Below are 18,079 nucleotides of genomic sequence, written 5' to 3' on the forward strand. Positions count from 1 at the left end.
TACATCACATCATAAGGACTGCCCGCAAGCTCATTCGGCGCATTGTTCCACAAGACGCAGTTTGTGAGCGATGGAAAACAACTACTACGGATATACATGGCGCCGCCGTTCGTAGCCGTGTTTTCGGCGAGCGTGCAATTGACCAGAGTTGGCGAGAACCAACCCTCGCCTGCAAGGGCGCCGCCATCCGTGGCCGTGTTCCCGGAAAAAACGCAGTTGGATATCGTCCCTTCGGACGTATCATAGGTGGCAATCGCGCCACCCATCAGTTTCGCCGTGTTCCGAACAAACACGCAGTCGGTCAGATCAAGAAAGTTATTCAGGTCGTTGTAGATGGCGCCACCGGATGCCGCCGGCACACCGGAATCGCCGGCCGCAGCATTGTCCGAAAAGGTGCACGTATCGGCTGTGAGTGTGGAGAACCGATTGAATATCGCCCCACCGAAGAAACTCGAATTGCCTGCAAACACGCAATTCGTCAGTGTGAGAGAAGTGTCGTCGTTCGAGATGGCGGCGCCGTAGTTACCGTACATGACGAACGCAGACGGACTTGTGTTGTCACGAAACGTGCAGTTCGACACGATTACGCAACAGCAGTTCTTGTTTACCATCCCCGGACGCCCGTTCCGCACGATAAAGCCGTCCAGGATGCCGTGGTCGGCTCCCGTAACGCAGATGTCCGTCCCCTTCCCGTCAATAATGGTTGGATGCGCGGCCCAATCCCGTTCAGATCGAAAAGTCTCAACGCCCGAAAAACCACCATAGATGCCAATATTGACAGGTAGATCAATGGTGGGACAATAGATGCCTTCTGCTACCCAGATCTCACCGTTTCCCGGCGGAAATGATGCTTCTATGCCCTGTTGAATCGTTGGAAAAGCTGTCGCCCACGACAATCCGTCCGGTGCGGAAGCGGTACTGTCGGCATCAACGCGGATAATAGGCCTTATTTTTACGAATAATGTAGCAGATACATTATGGTCATGATGATACACCACAGTGAATATTAATATTAGGAACAATGTATTTGCCGAGACACGACTCAAATAAGTTGTCATTGCTGTTCCCTTTATTGTAACTTGGTTACCATGTCTCGGAACTTTCATGTATTTCCTGCTAGTCAAGATTGTTTCAACATAGTCAGATGCTCTACAATGTCAACAGACTTGTATCTTCGTTCTTTAATGGACAATTTCCTGTTTCAGCAACAGGCTCCCTGCGGGCACGACATATGGAGAAGTAGGTTCGATCGCGGAATTGATAAACTCCTGACTATTGATCATTGCTACCGTTGTGCCTGCTGGATCTCTTACGCGCATGCAGGGAATAGATGTAACTTGATTCAGATTCACTGTCACAAGTTGATACAACTTGCCCTTTAGGTATACGCCGGTTTCGTCGATTAAGGCAAGCACCACGGAACCGTTCCTAACGATAAATTCCCTGTCGGATGACGGTGTTAATTGTTCGGTAGTGGCATTAATATAACATCCTGAGCGTGTAGTTATATATCCCATAGAATCAATGACGGTGCTGGGATCTATGCCTGAGGAGGTTATAATGAAACGCGAACGCAGCATATTTAAGAGTTCCTCTCGCATACCGTTCGTTCCGTTCCAACCATAATTATTTGGACGATGAAAGATGAAAGCTGCGGAAAGAGTGTGGTAACCGCAACGAATAGCGCATCGAAAGTGTGTTCTTGGATACACACTTGATGCCCATACCGAACTTTTAATCCCTTGCGGAGCTGCATAAAATCTCAGAATGTGGCCATCAGACCAGCTCTGACTCACTAAGACATCAATTACGTCCGCTAAGTCTCTTGCAGGAACCTCTTGTGCGAGTAAACTCTTCATTTGTTCACAGATTGGGTATATTGGCCATGAACCAGAAAAAGATACATCTGAGTAGACAAATAGCACATCGGGATTTGCCTCATGGCAGGCATCGCTCATATCTATGATTTCCTGTGGCGTTGCAGCTTGGTTTTGTCTCCACGCCAACTCATCCGCAATCACAATTCTCGCTCCCATGGAAACGATCTGAGTGTTAACTACCTCATTGATTTCATAGACATTGTTATAGATGAACGTTCCTATCACGTACCCATCGTTTATAAGACCTGGTATATCAACGTACTGGATGCAGTCTGCGTGCCATGGCATATAAGATAGGGTCCAGATACAGAACTGAACGCCCTTCACCTCAGGAAGAGGGTAAGTCCGAAAAGTGTCAACAATAGATGTACTTACACCTGCCTCCAGTTGTGGATGCCATACGATGCGGGGTAATGCTATCTGCGCCCAACTCGTCATGGAGATACAGTAAACAAGAATGCCCAGCAACGGATTAGGGAGCGAAGAGATGCGTGCGTGTATACAGGGCATGATGGGCGTGCTTTGCAAATGCCCGAAGTGTTTATGGTTGTGAATCATTGAGGTACTCCCTCGTAATTAACATCCCAGTATGGATGATGAAGAACGATCTTCGCAAGGCCAACGAACTTGGTGTTGTCCGCATCATGAATGCGATTCACGAGATCGATCAAATCCGCCGTGGATATAAGGTATGGGTCAACTCGCAGTGTATACCGAACCGGATTATGGGACGCTGTCTGTGTACTGTCGAGAACAGCGAGTTCAGTGCGATCACGGAGTATGTCGCCGATCCCCGCCACGCCAGACGGATAAACCGAGAGGCGAACAAGATAGGTGAAGATGAAGTCGAATACGTAGCCACCCACGTCCTGCTGGCGGAAGACCGGAGAGACGACATCGACTTCGGGACGGGACATGAGATCTCGTGCTGTTTCTTCGATTTCGCCGATACTTCGCGCCTTGTCGAACCGCAGCGTGATGGCGTTCACTCTGCCCGGCCTGCTTGAGTGCGACGGGGGCGGCAAAACGATGTCGGCGGAAGCAACTCCCTCGCAGGAAAGTAGGGCTTGACGGCATGCCTGCACATCCGCGTCCAACGGCAGAACGATGCCCAGTTCGTTTGGCACCAACTCGATCGGGATCTTCACGTTATTCTCATACATGTAGTAGACGGTGCCCGTTGGCGTCCACGGCGGGGGAAGGCTCAGCGGGAGTCCGGGCATCGTGTGCTGGATTATTTGCTGGTTCGTCATACGCTCACCGGTGTGGGCATCCAAATAATACTTCTCATCGCCACAGGGCAATGCCCAGAAGAAGTGGAATGGACGCGTCTCGATGAGAACCGCATCCGTCAAGGATACCTGTCCTTCAAGTCCAGCAGTCTGAGCGGCCTGTTCCGGCGACAGCCCGATACGTCCAAACAATCCCGCAGGACGCGAGAAGAACTTCCCGTGGCCAACTTTCCCATCGAGTCCGCATCGGAACTGTGCCAGCAAGCCCTCCAACTGCGCTGTAGACCCTGTGTCCGTGCCATTGCTTGGCACAGGTCCGGATTTCACCTCGTCCGTACAAGTCATCGTGCCGCGAACCAGCGCAAGGTAGGCTTTCGGCTCGTATTGCATGGTACGCGTCCTGTAAATCGCAGACATCTCCGGGGCACAGATGGGAAAGATTGCCACTTCACGAGGTTCCGCAATGATGCCGTATTCGGCAGCTCCAGCGCGAAAAGCGTCCAGACAATTCTTCACAATCGTTTCCTGAAAGTCGGCGTGCGCAGAGGAAAGCACGGCCAACCATACGCAATGGAGTGTGACAATCGCCAACCTTCGGTTGTTTTGCCGATAATCTGATCGCATATGCCGTAACTCCTCGAATGCCTTGCCTATTTTGGCTATTGCGAAATCAGAATTCCGCGCCCAGATCCACGGTGAAATCGCCGCCGTGGGTGGAGATATACACGCTGTGCGAACGGATCTTGATCTGCGAGGCCGTCTTGGTGTCGGCATTTTCGGAACGGATGTACTCGTTCGAGTTGTCCACGTTCACCATGCCCTGTCCGGCGCCATCGAAGGTGATCACGCCCGGCTGATTGTCATTGGGGGAACCGAAACAGATCGCGTCCTTGCCGGTGCTGAGGTGCAGGATGTCGTTTCCGGTGCCCATGTTGATGGCGTCGTCGCCTTCCTCGAATCGGATGGTGTTCGCGTTGCTGCCGTTGTTCGAGAAGAAGACGCCTCTCTTGTTGAATTCGGAATAGGTTTGCGACCCGTTGGGATAGGGATCGGGATAGGTCGTGGCCTGAAAGCCCTCGTACTGCGAATAGGCGGCATAGGCAACACCGACGCCGACGCCAATCGCAAGCGCCACCATGAGAATCACCTTCACTGCACGCTTCATTGCCGTTCCTCCTTGTTTCGTTGCTCTTGACAACCAAAACCGACTATGTCAATAGTATACACAGCAATGGGGGGGGGGGATATATCCCTTTATTCAACTGATGCCAAAATAGCACGAAGAAACGCGGTTGTCAAGACCTTTTTTGCTTCTCACGTTTCGGCCGCGGTTCAAGTCTGTTTTCTTGATGCAAACCCGGAAGGTATCTGGAATTGTGGTTGTTGGATGACTTTTATGGCCCATTGTTGTCTGAATGGCAATTGGCTACGAATTCTGCTATAAAGGCGGGCATGGACAATCTGTATCAAATACGGGAAATTTCGACATTGTCGTTCAATGAGCGCGTTCTGCAGGAGGCGGAAGACGTTCGCAATCCCCTGCTGGAGCGCCTGAAGTTTCTTGGCATTTTCTCGTCCAACATGGACGAATTTTTCAAGGTTCGGGTGGCGAGCATTCGGCGCCGCATCGAGATGGGCAAGCGCGGCATGCCGGTCCTGCTTGAAGTCGTTACCCGGAAGTCGCGGGAGTTGGATGAACGTTTCCGGAGCGCCTACAAGGCCATAACGGCCGGACTCGCCGGGGGTGGCATCAAGATCCTCGACGAGCACGACATCGAAAGCCAGCCCGCGGACGTCATCGCATGGCTTCGCGACTATTTCCACGCCGAGGTGCTGCCGGCGCTCGTGCCCATCATCCTGAGCAAGACCCGGCCGTTTCCGAGCCTTGTGGACGGCGCGCTGTATTTTGCCGTGCGCATGACGGGCAAAAAGACGCGCTATGCCCTGCTTGAAATTCCGGGCGGCATTCCGCGATTCGTCCTTCTTCCCAACGGGCACATCATGTATGTCGACGATGTCATCCGGCATTCGCTGAATGATATTTTTTACATATTCGAATACGATCGCATCGAGGCGTTCGAGTTCAAGATTTCGCGCGATGCCGAACTCGACATGGACAACGACTTTTCGGAGGGGTACATCCGCAAGATGGAGCGCGGCCTCCAGAAACGGAAAGGCGGCCGCCCGGTGCGCCTCGTCTACGATGCGGGCATGCCGCCTTCCCTGCTCGAACTGCTGCTGCGGGAACTCAAGATATCGAAGGACGATCCGCTTATCGCGGGGGGGCGTTACCACAACATGCGGGATTTGATGCGTTTTCCCGGCAAACGCCCCGATTTTCTGTTCGAGCGGATGGACCACGTGAAGCATCCCGTGCTCGATCGCGACCGCGCGCCGATGTTCGACCTGCTGCGGACGGGCGATTTGCTAATTACGTACCCCTACCAGGAATTCGATCACCTGATCCGCTTGTTGCGCGAAGCGGCCATTGATCCCCGCGTGCAGTCCATCGCCATGACGCTATACCGCGCCGCGCCTCACTCGCAGGTCGTCAACGCCCTCGTGAACGCCGCCCGAAACGGGAAAAAAGTGGCGGTTTCCATCGAATTGCAGGCCCGGTTCGACGAGCAGAACAACATCTGGATTTCCGAGCGGTTGCGCGAAGCCGGCGCCACCGTGGCCTATGGCGTGCCGACGATGAAGGTCCACGCCAAACTCCTGCACATTCAGCGCGAGGACATGGCCGTCGCGGGATTGTCCACCGGAAATTTCAACGAAGTCACGGGGCATATCTATGTGGACAGCCTACTGTTGACGTCCGACGAACGGCTAACGCGGGAGGTGCAGGACGTTCTCGGAATGCTGCTGGAGCCGTCGAAGACGCGCGTGTTGCGTCCGCCGAAGTTCAAGCACCTGCTCGTGTCGCCCATCAACTCGCGCAAGAGCATGATGAAATTCCTTTCGCGCGAGCAGGAAAAGGGGGCGGACGGGTACGTTTTCATCAAGACAAACCATCTGACCGACGCGAAGATCATCAAAAAAATCGTCGAGGCGGCCGATGCCGGCGTGCGGATGGATCTCGTTGTCCGCACGACCTATGCGATGCTTCCGCATCCGAATATCCGCGCCATTTCGATTCTCGACCGCTTCCTCGAACATCAGCGCATCTATATTTTCGGGCGCGGCGACGATCGCCTTGTGTTCATGAGTTCGGCGGATCTGATGGAGCGCAACCTGGACTGGCGCGTCGAGGTTGCGTTTCCCGTTTTCGATCCCGTGCTCAAGGGCCAGGTCTGCGACATGATGAACCTTCAAATCGCCGACAATGTCAAGGCCCGCATCCTCGACGAGACCCAATCCAATCCCTATGTCGGCGACGGTTCCGGCAAGCGCCGCGCGCAGTACGATACCTACCGGTATCTGGGGAAATTGTTCCCCGGCAAATGACCGAAATCCGGGAGATCGCACCTCTACAACAAGACGGCGACGGGATACATCGTCACGCTAGAACACGGTTGTCGCGACGGCAAATGCGCGGGTGACGGGAAAATCGCCGGGATAACGCAAAAATTCGCAGTGTCCGTCGAAAAACAGCACATTGGTGCCGCCCGGTACATGGTTGAACTGCCGGATGTTCGTGTTCACATGGTCGAACATGATCGGAATGCCGCTTTGCGCGAGCGCGGCGGCCGCGGGGTTGTTGACGTCCGTGACGAGAAACCGTTCGACGCCTTCCCGTATCTGGTAGAGCGTGACGATTCGATCCTGTTCGTTTTTGTACTTGATGTCTTGGTCGTAGACGTTTCGCGATCCCACGGGCGCCACGGCGGCCTGTTCTTCCTGCAGATCGTTGAATATGCCGACGAAACCCATGTCGTAGATTCCGGACTGCTCGGACATGCCGGCATGGATTCGGGGATCGTTTGGATCCACTCCCGGCCGCAGATAATCCTCGCCCGGGCGGCCCGTCAGCGCCCAATCGAAATAAAAATACGATTCGCCGTTCAAAGCACACGGGTCCGTTTTGCCGTTGACGATCCAGTTTCTGCGGGCATTGGCGCCTTCCGCGTCCGAGGGACAAATGAGGATGTTGATGTCCGTCAGATATTCAGGATAGACCGCCCTGCCGGACATCGTGAAATCCGCGGAGCCGTCCGCGCTGGGCGGACGATGGGGATTGGAGTATCCGCATTCGTTGTACGACGTGTACATTTCCTGCGTGTTTTCGAATGGATAGGACAACACGCACGCCATCGGCGGAAACTTATGACCGGGCGCCTCGTTGGCATACATCTTGAAAACAATGCCGAGTTGTTTGAGATTGTTTTCGCAACTGGCGCGCCGCGCGGACTCGCGTGCGCGGGCCAGCGCGGGCAGAAGAATGGCGGCCAGTATGCCGATGATGGCTATAACGACCAATAATTCAATGAGGGTAAATCCATGTTTTTTCATATAAAGTCCTCTGTGCCGAATCGCGGCGGCGGCGAACCGGCGACGGCCGCTTCGCTTTCGCCGTACTTCCCGTTGCTTTCAACGCGCTTCCCCGGCCATTCCTTTCGCCGCGGCTCCGCCGCGCCTTTTCAACACAGAGAACCGTGCCGCCCGGAGGCTTCGTTGCGGCGCGGGGCTTACTGGAAAGCCACGTTTGAACTATAATGCCGTCTTCCTGGTTTGTCAATGAGCGGACATGTGCCTCTTTATGGTGAGTAAGGCGCGGGATGGAGGACAGATTGTCCAGTCGGTCTTTTCCGAAGCCATGCCCTGTCCGTGGAAGGACAGGTTGGACAGCCTGTCGCACACATTCGCCTTTGTTTCCGCCCTGTTGGCGCCCCAAGATTGGCGCTTCTTTACAATTTCCGATAACCTGTTCAATCGGGAATACGCCCTCTTTTGGGGGATTTCAGACTGAAAAAGCCCCGTGAATTCGATACGCCCAAAGAAGACATTTTCGGCAATTTTATTTTGGATTGCCGGGGGCGAGTTTATCGGGAACGTTTTTCCAGAGGCCGTGATGCTCTTGCGCCCACGCCAGGCTGACCCGTCCGCCGAAGAGGCCCCGGAGGCTGTGCGGATTGACGGCGGCGGCGAGGTAGACGTGGGCTATAATCGCAAGGGTCATGAACAACGCGGCAATATCGTGCATGGTGTAAATAATGGATTGTGCGTCGTCGGCCTGAAGGTTCGGATGCGCCATGAGAATGCCGCTGAAAGACAGCACGGCCATAAGGAACATGTCAAACCAGAACAACAGTTTTTGACCGGCGTTGAATTTGCCGGCGGGCAACGGCTTGTTGCCGCCGAAGTAGCCGCCGGCCCCGCGCAGCCAGCGCCAGTCGCCGCGTCCGGGAAACATGAACCATATCCACGAGAGCAGGATGAACGCGGCGCCGGCGACGCCGGCGTAGCCGATCCATGTATGGACGGATCGGGCCCATGGACCGAGTGGGTCGTGTCGGCCCAGCAAAAAGCAGAAACCGGTGACGGCGAGGACGGTGATCGAAACCATCGCAACGAAGTGGGCGATTCGTTCGTGGATGCGGAAACGCGGGATCTCCGGACCGCCGTAGCCGCCCGCCCGTTGATGCGTCCCAAAGAGGACGAAGTGGATCAGGATGATTCCCAGCGCGCCGATCACAATCCACGGGCTGGCCGGTTTGATGACTTGTTCGCGCCACGCGCCGATGACCACCGCCAGCGATGTGATGCGCATGCCGCGGTGGGCGGGCAAGTCGATCACACCGCCGTCCTGGGTAAAACCATCGGACAGCAGCCGGCCCTGGAAAAAGGGCGTATTCTCCGAGTGGCAGTCGGCGCAGCCTTTCGCGCCCAGCGCTTCCGTCACGGGTTCGACGCCGTGCGCGATGTTCCAATACAGGCGTTCGCGAAACGGACGAACGGCGATATCGCGGCTGCGACTGACTGTAGCGGTAAATGTCGTTTCGGGATATGACGTGTCTTTACCGGCTTGTAGGATGAGGTAGGCGCCGTCGGTGGGTTCCGTGTCAAGACGTTTTCCGTTTTCGATGGCAACGGAATAAGCGGTGGTCCCTTTTACATAAATCAGCGCGGGCGCTTTGAATCGCGTCTGAGTTTGTCCGATGGCCCATCCGACGAGACCAATTTCGGCCTCGGTGTTGGCTTCGGGCCAACGATCGTTGTTGTCGTCGTACACCGCCAGCGGCTGCCGCTTGCCGTCTTCCACGCGCACGGGCGCAGCGTTCTTCAGAAAATCGAACGCGGCTTTCATCTCGGCCAGCCGAAGCGGGCGGACCACGCCGTTCTCGATGGCGAGCCAGTAACATGCGATTTGATAGCCTGCGGGTTCGATTGGACGTGTTTCTTCTGCTTTTATGCAGACGACGGGGTACTCCGCAAGGGATCCCACGCGTTTCGGCTCCAGTTTGACGGGAAGTTCGGCCAGCCGGTTTCCGTTCATGGCATACGCCGTGCCGCGAAACACGCATAGGGGAATGTACGGTTTCACGAGTCCGGGCGTTTTCGCCAGCGCTTTCAGCATGGCGGCCCGCGCTTCTTCCGAAGCGGCGCCGTTCTCCTGCTCGAAAATCCGGAACACCGGATCGGCGTCCATGGATTGCGCGGCGGCAAGGGCAATCTCGTCCGGCGTAAACGGAACGAGTTCCGCGTCGGGCTGCTGCGCGGCGGCTTTGCCCCACCACGCGCCGAAGGCAAAACTTTCCGGCCCGAACGCATCCATCGTGTTTGGCAACAGGACGGCCTTGCCCGTCAACGTGTCTATTGTGCGTGCGGACAGGAACGGCCGTTTTGTGATGTGGCACGCCTCGCAGGAAAGTTTTTCGAAGTGCAGAGGCGGCATTCCGCGGTGGACGCATGGCGTCGCGCCCATGCGCCGCGTGTCGTGACATTCGCGACAGGTCGGCGCGGTCCCGTCAAGATCGTCGCGCACGGTGAGATTCAGCGAACGTCCCTTGGCGAAATGGTGGCGAATGTCGCCCGGATGGCAATCCGTGCATTGGATGCCGCGTTCCGAGTGGACGTCCGGGGTGTAATGCGAATGCCAGCCCGTCCCGCGTTTCTCGATGCCGGATATTTCATGACAGAACTGGCAGGCGCGATCCGTCGGACGCCGTATGGCCAGTTTGACCTTGCCGTCGGGACCGAACCATTCCTTGCGGTAGGCGAGTTTCGGAATTTGATTGTCCTTGACGGCTCCCTCGACGGTTCCGAATCCGGCGGCGGCGGTGGCGGCCCACCGGAAATTGAGTTTTTTCAATTGCTGCGCGCGAATCGAGTAGTCGTAGCCGTCGAGGTGGCAAATGAAGCAGTCGGCTTCGACGACGCCGGATTCGTTCCACCGCGCCTGAAAATAATCGCCGTCCAGCGTTGCGGCAAGACCGGGATCGCTTCCCATGGTTTCGTCGTAACGCCGGAATCCGCGATCGTACTCCGCGGGACCGCCGCCCGGATGGCAGACGCCGCATTCCGCGACCCACTGGTAGGATGTCATATCCGCGTCGTTTGGATGGTCGAGGCGCTTGGGCGCCAGTTCGCGCTGGTAAAACGGCAGCCACTTTCCGTAACAGCCCGGTCCCTTGCTGAGCGGCGCCGGTTCGCCCGGCCTGTTTTCGGGATACAACTCGTCCTTGCCTGCCTGGAAATGATAGCCCTGCGTAATGCGCGCGTAATCGTGGCATTCCCCACAGGTCTGTTTCGTGCTGACGGGGCGCGTCACGTCCGGTTTGACATTCGCGTCAATGATTTGGCCGTATCCGTCGCGTAGATAAAAAGGCGGACACGCCATGGGCAACAAGGGGTCCACTTTCGCGCGCGACGCCCGGCCCTCCCTCGCCAAGTCCCGGCCGATGTACCGATCCGGATTCTCGGCATCATCCACTGCGAACGAGACATTTACAGCCATCCAGACGGTTACCATCAGTGAAAGGCCACACGCGACACGATGTTTCGCCCGCGCTCGACATGCCCCGTTGATCATTCTAACTCCTAACTCCTAACTCCTAACTCCTAACTCCTAATTCCTACTTCAGAGACTTACCCTATTGCTATCGGGCGTTTCAAAATCGAAAGTCCACCATGCCGGATCGAACACAATCTCGCGTTCCTCGCGCATGGCCTGGAGTCCCGCGATCCCGCAAATTGCGCTTTTCAGTCCGACCATGATGTTGGCCTTCGGCGTGCCGCCATTGATGATATCGTTTGCGAACGCCTCGAATTGCAACTGATCCACCGATTTGTCGGTGTCCACCAGCACCGGTTTTGCGTCCTTGCGCGCCTTGTTGCTCAGGGTGAGCGTGCCGCCCGATGTGATGACGGTGGCATTTTCCTGCGAGGTGTCCTTGCGTCCCTTTTGTGCCCATGGGACGGGCGACGACGCTTCCGGATAAAACAGGCTTCCGGCTTCCGTCATCTCGAATGCGCCGTTGTCGCCGAGAATCTGCTCCGAACAGCCCTTTTTGGCATTCGCGCAGATGCTCGAATACATGACCCGGACCTTGTACGGTTTGTTCAATTCTTCGATGTTCTGGTACTTGTTGCGTGGTTCGAGTTTGCGGAAACCGCGGCTGGTTTCCCTAATTTCATATTCATACGTCAGGTTGACATTGTCGTACACCTCGCGTCCGTCGCGCCAATAGTCTATGCCGCCGCGCCCGTAAACCCGCGAGGGCATCGCGTCGAGGAACCAGTTCGCGACATCGATCTGATGTGTCGCGAGTTCGGTCATGAGACCGCCCGAACTGGCGTTGTAGAGCCGCCAGTTCAGATGGCGTTCCAGATCGGGTATCCACTTTTTCTCCTCATCGCTCAACACGTAATCGGGATCAACCGGCCTTCGCCAGTCGTTGTTGCGGTGCCATTGACAATCAATGTGGTTGATCCGGCCGAGGACGCCCTCGTTCCATGCGAGATGGACCGCCTTGTTATAGACGGGATTGTAGCGTCGCTGATGGCCGACCTGTACGAAACGCCCCGCGTCGCGTGCTTTTATGACCAGATTCCGGCATTGATCGATCGTTTGGCAAAGCGTCTTCTCCGTAAAACAGAACTTGCCCGCGTCGAGACAATCCATCGTGATGGGGTAGTGGGTGTGAAGCGGCGTGGAGATGATTACCGCGTCAAGCGTCTTCTCCTTGTCGAGCATCGCGCGATAGTCCGTATACTTTCTGACGTCGCCGCCGCCGGCGTTCTGCCAGCCGCCCTCCAGATGGGGCCGGTACACGTCGCACACCGCCACGACCCGGATGTTGTGGGCGCGGGCAAGGCCGTCGCGCAGATGAAAAGATCCCTGCCCGCCGGTGCCGATGGCGGCCACGGCGACCGTTTCGTTCTGCGCGTAACTCAGCGGCGAAAAGCCCGTCGCCACCATGATGCCACCCGCGGCGCCGGTGGCTTGCATGAACCCGCGCCTTGAAATGCTGTGGATCATAAGCCCTCCTTCGGTCTTATCGAAGCCCGATCCAATCGTTAGACGCGCCCTGTCACGGCCTCGTTTCAAATCCAATCCGAACGGGCATGGGCTTTCCGTTCTCCGGTATAGGCGCCATGATCGCCCGGATGCCCTTGTGCGCATCGCAATAGGCGCGGACGCCGGCTTCGCCCATTACGAAAAAGGACGTACTCAATGCGTCGGTTTCCGTGGCCGTGTCGGCGATTGCGCTGGCGCTCAGCATGCCCTCCACCGGCTTGCCCGTGCGCGGATCGAAGATGTGGCAGTACTTTTTCCCGCCGATCTCGAAGAACTTCTCGTAATTGCCGGACGTGGACAATGATGCATCGCAAAGAGTGACCTCATCCAGGCAATGGCCGGGTCTGTAAGGATCGTAAATTTGGACTCTCCATCCCTGCAGACCGGGCGGCGCGCCTATCGCAAGGATCGAACTGGTTCCGGCATTCAACACAGCGGCCTTTACGCCGTGGGCGCGCATGGCGCGGGCCGCGCGGTCAAGGGCAAGTCCCTTGCCGACACCCCCGAAATCGAGCAAGACGCCCGGCTTGGCAAACTTTATCGTCCGAGCGGAGGAATCCACGTTTACTTTGTCCATGCCGACGTATGCGAGCGCGTCGCGGAGAACATCGCCCGTAGGCAGGATGCCCTCGCTTTTGTAGAATCCCCAACACTTGACAAGCGGCCCGACGGTGATATCGAACGCCCCGCCGGATTCCCGGTTCACCTTCCGGCAATAGAGGAGCAGATCGATAATATCAGGCGCCGCCTTGACAGGTTCTTCGGCGGCGTGCCGGTTGACGTAGGAGATTTGGCTGTCGGCCTTCCAGACGCTAATCCGGTTGTCCAGGTCGTCCACGATGTCGAAGGCCTCTTCCGCAATGCGCCGTATATCGTCTGTGCCGTCATCGCCGGGCCGCGCATACAGTGTGAACTCGAAGATCGTGCCCATCGCCGCATGCGTAAACGTTTCCTTCCGGGGATCGGCATACAATGCGCCAGAACCACAGCAAAGAACCCAGATGCACCAGATGCAATAGAATGCGAATCTTTTCACAAAGAAAGGGTATCCGGATCGTTTTTCGATGTCTTGCGGCTCCAATATTCCGCGAGGATGGACGCGGTGACGATGCACCACGTGGCGAACAGTGCGTTGGGCAGGGCCGCTTGCGGGCTGAAATGTTTCAGAGCCAGCACGGCGCCGAGTCCGGCATTTTGCATGCCGACCTCGAAGGCGAGCGTCCGGCGGCGCTTGAGGTCGAAGCGATAGAGGATGCCCGCGCCGTAGCCCAGCATCAAGCCGAGGGCGTTGTGCAGGAATACCGCGGCGAAAATCAGCACGCTGATCTTGGCCAGGCAATCCGCGTTCAGCGCGACAACCAGCCCGCAGATGAGGGCGATAAACAGGCTCGAAATCGCGGGGAACACAGGCTTGATTCGCTCGATTCGTTGCCGGAAAAGCCGTTTCAGCGCAAGCCCGGCCAGCAGCGGCAGGATTACCATGATCACGATGCTTTTGAACATGGGCCAGAACGGAACAGGGATATAGGCGCTTCCCAGCGCGAAGGTGATCGCCGGGGTCAGCAGGGGGGCAAGAAGCGTGGACGTGCTGGTCAGCGCCACGGAATAGGCCACATCGGTCTTCGCAAGGTAGGAAATGACGTTGGACGCCATGGCGCCGGGCGTGGCGCCCACGAGGATCAGCCCCAGCGCGAGTTCCGGCGGCAGGCGCAGCGCCATGGCGATCAGGAAACCCAATACCGGCATGATGACGAATTGCGCCAGCGTGCCGAACAGGACCAGATGCGGTTTCCGGATCAAGGGGAGAAAATCTTCCGCATTCATCGCCGCGCCGATGCCGAGCATCGTGGCGGCGAACAGCCACTCCATGTGCGGCTTCAGAAAAACCAGCATCGGCGGGTAACAGAACCCGATAATCCCGGCCAGGACCACCCACAGCATCATCAGGCGGGAAATTCCGTTCAACAGCCGCGTCGGCAAGGCAAGGGATTCTCTTTTCATACGGCGCGATTATAGGCGATCCGCCCATGATCGTCCAGCCTTCTCCGCGTATTCAGCCCAATAACCCATTCCGCCCTTTCGCTTCGCGCCCCATCCCCAAGAATCGTTGTTATCGAATGCCCGTGAAAAAAAAAGGATCAGTACCTTACTGGAGAGTACCGAGTTCTTGGGGTGAAATTGAAAATGGCCGCTTGGTAGCGCCGATCCCCAAATCGGCATATCGTGTTTCAGCAAGCCGATTTGGAAATCGGCGTTACATTCCGAGGTCTTCACGACTCCGGGAACACGCTACTCTCAAGACGCTTTAAATCCGGCTTCCATAAAAAACAACGAGTAAGTCTTGGGCTATTTGTGCAACCAATTGAAGTTCCATAATTTAGCGAGTGCGAAAAATGCGGGGGTTTGATTGCGATTACGATTACGAGCACGATTATGAGCACGAGAAATTGGGGTGTGGGTGTTACCCACGTCAATCTACTTTTGCCAGGTAATCCTTCAGCGCAACCTGCCACGGGCGCATTTTGCGTCCGATCTGCCGTTCAAGCGCGGAGGAATCGAGGACCGAATACCGTGGACGTTGGGCAACCGTTGGATATTCCGCGGAAGAACAGGGGATGATTTTGGTTTTCAATTTGGCCAGGCGGACGATTTCGCGGGCCATTTCGCATCGCGAACACGCGCCGGCGTTGACTGCGTGGTAGACGCCGTAGGCTTGCGTCCGGCACAGCGCCAGGAGAGCCAAGGCCAGATCGTGTGTGCTGGTGGGCGATCCAATTTCATCCTCGACCACGCGGAGTTGCGGTTTCTCCGCGGCGGCGCGACGGATTTTTTCAACGAAGTGATTACCGCCGGGGCCGTACATCCACGCGGTCCGCACGATGAAGTGCTTGGATGTCGCCGCGCGCGTGGCGCGTTCGCCGGCTTCCTTCGATTTTCCGTAAACGTTGAGCGGACGGGGGCTGTCGCCCGGAACGTAAGGCGTCTTTTTTCCCCCGTCGAACACATAGTCGGTGCTGATGTACACGACGGGCACGCCTTGCATGGCCGCCGCTTCGGCGACGATTCGCGCGCCCGTGTCGTTGGCGCGGAACGCGGCTTCCGGGTGGCTTTCGGCGGCCTCCACATCGGTATAGGCCGCCGCGTTGATCACGAGGTCCGGCGCGCCATGCCGCATCGCGGAAAGCACGGCATACCGGTTGGCGATATCCAGTTCAGGCAGGTCGAGCCCGATGGCTGCCCCTTTCGCGCCGAACACGCCCATGAGATCACGGCCCAATTGGCCTTTGCAACCGAAAATGATTGTGCGCACACCGCCGCTCCTTTATGGCCCTTGTTTGCAAATCAACGCAGCCATTCTTCCCGATGGGCTGCTACGAACGCGTCGTCGTTCAGCCATGGATACGCGCGATGGACCCGATCAATTTCTTCGGCTTGGCCCGGCGAGAGATCCTCCGCCGGATCCAGTGTCCACCGCCCCGCCATCAGACCCTGGCGTACAAGGATTTCGTGAATTCCCGCGATACAACCCGCGAAACCGTTCGCCGTGTCAAAAGCCGCGGCGTTGCAATCCGTAATCTCGACCGCACGCGTGAGCAGTTCATGCGGAACCCCGTCCATGGAGTGGACGGCCCGCCGGCATTCCTCCAGCAATTCAACGGCTTTGCGTGTCCAGAACGCCCAATGGCCCAACAGGCCGCCCACGATCCGCAACCGGACATTTCCGATGCGGTACGGGGTCAGCAAATCCACGAGAATATTGTCGTCGTTGCCCGTGTAGAGGCTGATGTCGCCTGCGCGTCCCGCCTCGACAACACCCCGGACAACGTCGAGGGTCTGATAACGGTTGAACGGCGCGATTTTGATGGCCACGACATTTTCGATGTTTGCGAATGCCCGCCAGAATGTGGCGGGCAGGAGACGTCCCCCCACCGCCGGTTGAAGGTAAAAACCCATGAGGGGCATCGCTTCGGCCACGGCCTTGCAATGCGCCACCAGCGCCTCCACCGGTTCTTCGCGCATCGCGCCCAGACTCACCAGCGCCAGATGATAGCCCAGATCCGCCAGGCGTTCGGCCTCCTGCACGGCCTGGGCCGTTTTGCCGCACACGCCGCCGACAAGCACGATTGGACGTTTCTGTTCGCGTACGGTATCGCGCGCCAGTTCGAGGACCGGTTCGAGCAAGCCGTGGCGCGGATCCCGAATGGCGAATTGCGTCGTGTGCACACCGACGGCCACGCCCCCCGCGCCTGCCGCGCAATAGTAACGCGTGATCGCGCGTTGCCGTCGCTCGTCGAGTTTGCGGCTGGCGGTCAAGGCCAGCGGGTGGGCGGGGATAACCTGTCCCTCGCGGATTCGTTGCAGGATGGACGGTGGCGGCATGGGGACCATGTCAAAACCTCCCATCGCGAATTGAAAAATGCGTGGGCTTGTGCAACAGGGAACCGCCGCGCATTACCCAATCGGCGGTCCATGCGATCAACCGTTCGAGATCCACTTCCGGCAGTCCGAAGATCCGGTGGCATTCCGAAGCGTCGCTGAGCAGCGCATCGGGGGCTTCTTGCCCGATGAAAACCGGTGTTTTCCCCATGTATTCACCCAGACGAAGGGCAAGTTGCCGGACCGAAATAGTTTCAGGTCCCGTTACGTTCAGAATCCGCGCGGGCGAGTCGGCCAACGCGAAACATTGCAGGGCCACCGCGTTCGCGTAGCTTTGCCAGACGCAATTGAAATACCCCATTGTCACGTCCACGGGGATGTCGTTCCATACGTTCAATGCCACGTCCACAATGACGCCATAGCGCAATTCCACGGCGTAATTCAACCGAAGATGAAGCACGCGGCCGCCCCATTCGCGCGCGCAGTAGTCGAACATCCGCTCGCGGCCGAGACAGGTGATGGCGTATTCTCCTACCGGACCCGGCGGCGTCGTTTCAGTTGCGCCTTTGCCGCCAGCCGGCACGAAGGGATAGACATTTCCCGACGAGAATGCGACCACGCGCGAGTCCTTGAAACGGTGTCCGGCCAGGCCGGCCACGTAAACATTCGTTGCCCACGTCTGCCATTCGGCGCCGGTCGAACCGAATTTTCGCCCGACCATATACATCACGTTTTCCGCTTCGGGCAATGCCGCAAACGCGCCTGCCTCGAGCAGATCCTTGCGAATGGTTTCAACGCCCGAGGATTCGATCCGTTCGCGCAAGCCTGGCGTGGAAAACGAAGACACCGCCGTAATTTTGCGCGGCACGCCGGAGGCCTCGCGCGCTCTTGCCGCCATCCGCGCCAGCGACGGCCCCATTTTGCCCCCGGCGCCCAGAATCAGAATGTCGCCCTCCAGCAACCGAAATGATTCCACCAGTCCAGCCGGCGGGCGGGAAAGGCGGTCTTCCAGTTCTTCCTGATTGCTTATGCCATCGCCGTGCGCCATCCGCGTTTTTCTCCATTCGGTGAACAGTGTATATGTTTTTCCACCCGGTTCCAACAGGCGGACTTTCCATGCGCATGGAACA

The 18,079-nt window shown here is 57.2% G+C and carries 13 protein-coding genes; 1 reads left to right on the top strand and 12 read right to left on the bottom strand.

What is annotated here, in order from left to right:
• From P5540_09730 to P5540_09745, 4 genes are all read right to left on the bottom strand, one after another.
• On the bottom strand, positions 1 to 1,058 hold a 1,058-nt coding region (locus P5540_09730; GenBank protein HRT65097.1), incomplete at its 3' end, for a right-handed parallel beta-helix repeat-containing protein.
• A 123-nt stretch (positions 1,059 to 1,181) separates the two neighbouring features.
• A complete protein-coding gene (locus P5540_09735) occupies positions 1,182 to 2,438 on the bottom strand; it encodes a hypothetical protein (protein HRT65098.1) in 1,257 nt (418 codons plus the stop codon).
• Positions 2,435 to 3,736 carry a hypothetical protein gene (locus tag P5540_09740; GenBank protein HRT65099.1) on the bottom strand — a complete coding sequence of 434 codons (1,302 nt, stop codon included), beginning with the start codon at positions 3,734 to 3,736 and terminating at the stop codon, positions 2,435 to 2,437. The genes P5540_09735 and P5540_09740 overlap by 4 nt, the downstream gene beginning before the upstream one ends.
• A 46-nt stretch (positions 3,737 to 3,782) precedes the next feature.
• Positions 3,783 to 4,277 carry a hypothetical protein gene (locus tag P5540_09745; protein ID HRT65100.1) on the bottom strand — a complete coding sequence of 165 codons (495 nt, stop codon included), beginning with the start codon at positions 4,275 to 4,277 and terminating at the stop codon, positions 3,783 to 3,785.
• 287 nt (positions 4,278 to 4,564) lie between these two features.
• Between P5540_09745 and ppk1 the strand changes: the two genes are divergently transcribed.
• The gene (gene ppk1, locus P5540_09750) at positions 4,565 to 6,559 is read left to right on the top strand and encodes a polyphosphate kinase 1 (GenBank protein ID HRT65101.1); all 1,995 of its coding nucleotides are present in this window, start codon (positions 4,565 to 4,567) and stop codon (positions 6,557 to 6,559) included.
• Positions 6,560 to 6,616: 57 nt separating this feature from the next.
• Here the strand turns inward: ppk1 and P5540_09755 are convergent, their stop codons facing one another.
• The 8 genes from P5540_09755 to P5540_09790 all read right to left on the bottom strand — a co-directional run bounded on the left by P5540_09755 (position 6,617) and on the right by P5540_09790 (position 17,997).
• A complete protein-coding gene (locus P5540_09755) occupies positions 6,617 to 7,564 on the bottom strand; it encodes a DUF1559 domain-containing protein (protein HRT65102.1) in 948 nt (315 codons plus the stop codon).
• Positions 7,565 to 8,069: 505 nt separating this feature from the next.
• Positions 8,070 to 11,009, bottom strand: a complete 2,940-nt coding sequence (locus tag P5540_09760; protein ID HRT65103.1) for a cytochrome b/b6 domain-containing protein — start codon at positions 11,007 to 11,009, stop codon at positions 8,070 to 8,072.
• A gap of 123 nt (positions 11,010 to 11,132) precedes the next feature.
• Complete coding sequence (locus P5540_09765; protein ID HRT65104.1) at positions 11,133 to 12,533, bottom strand: Gfo/Idh/MocA family oxidoreductase; 1,401 nt, start codon at positions 12,531 to 12,533, stop codon at positions 11,133 to 11,135.
• Between the two features lie 52 nt (positions 12,534 to 12,585).
• Entirely contained in the window at positions 12,586 to 13,608 is a 1,023-nt protein-coding gene (locus P5540_09770; GenBank protein ID HRT65105.1) for an FAD:protein FMN transferase, read from the bottom strand.
• Positions 13,605 to 14,516: a bile acid:sodium symporter family protein gene (locus P5540_09775; protein HRT65106.1), complete on the bottom strand. Its 912-nt coding sequence runs from the start codon at positions 14,514 to 14,516 to the stop codon at positions 13,605 to 13,607. The genes P5540_09770 and P5540_09775 overlap by 4 nt, the downstream gene beginning before the upstream one ends.
• A 526-nt stretch (positions 14,517 to 15,042) precedes the next feature.
• Positions 15,043 to 15,882, bottom strand: coding sequence for a dTDP-4-dehydrorhamnose reductase (gene rfbD, locus P5540_09780; protein HRT65107.1), 840 nt, complete (start codon positions 15,880 to 15,882; stop codon positions 15,043 to 15,045).
• A gap of 32 nt (positions 15,883 to 15,914) precedes the next feature.
• Positions 15,915 to 16,961 carry a dihydrodipicolinate synthase family protein gene (locus P5540_09785; protein ID HRT65108.1) on the bottom strand — a complete coding sequence of 349 codons (1,047 nt, stop codon included), beginning with the start codon at positions 16,959 to 16,961 and terminating at the stop codon, positions 15,915 to 15,917.
• A 1-nt stretch (position 16,962) separates the two neighbouring features.
• Positions 16,963 to 17,997 (bottom strand): epimerase, encoded by a 1,035-nt coding sequence (locus P5540_09790; GenBank protein HRT65109.1) that lies wholly within the window; start codon positions 17,995 to 17,997, stop codon positions 16,963 to 16,965.
• Positions 17,998 to 18,079: the final 82 nt, after the last annotated feature.

This window comes from Candidatus Hydrogenedentota bacterium (assembly GCA_035450225.1).
Lineage (GTDB): Bacteria > Hydrogenedentota > Hydrogenedentia > Hydrogenedentales > SLHB01 > DSVR01.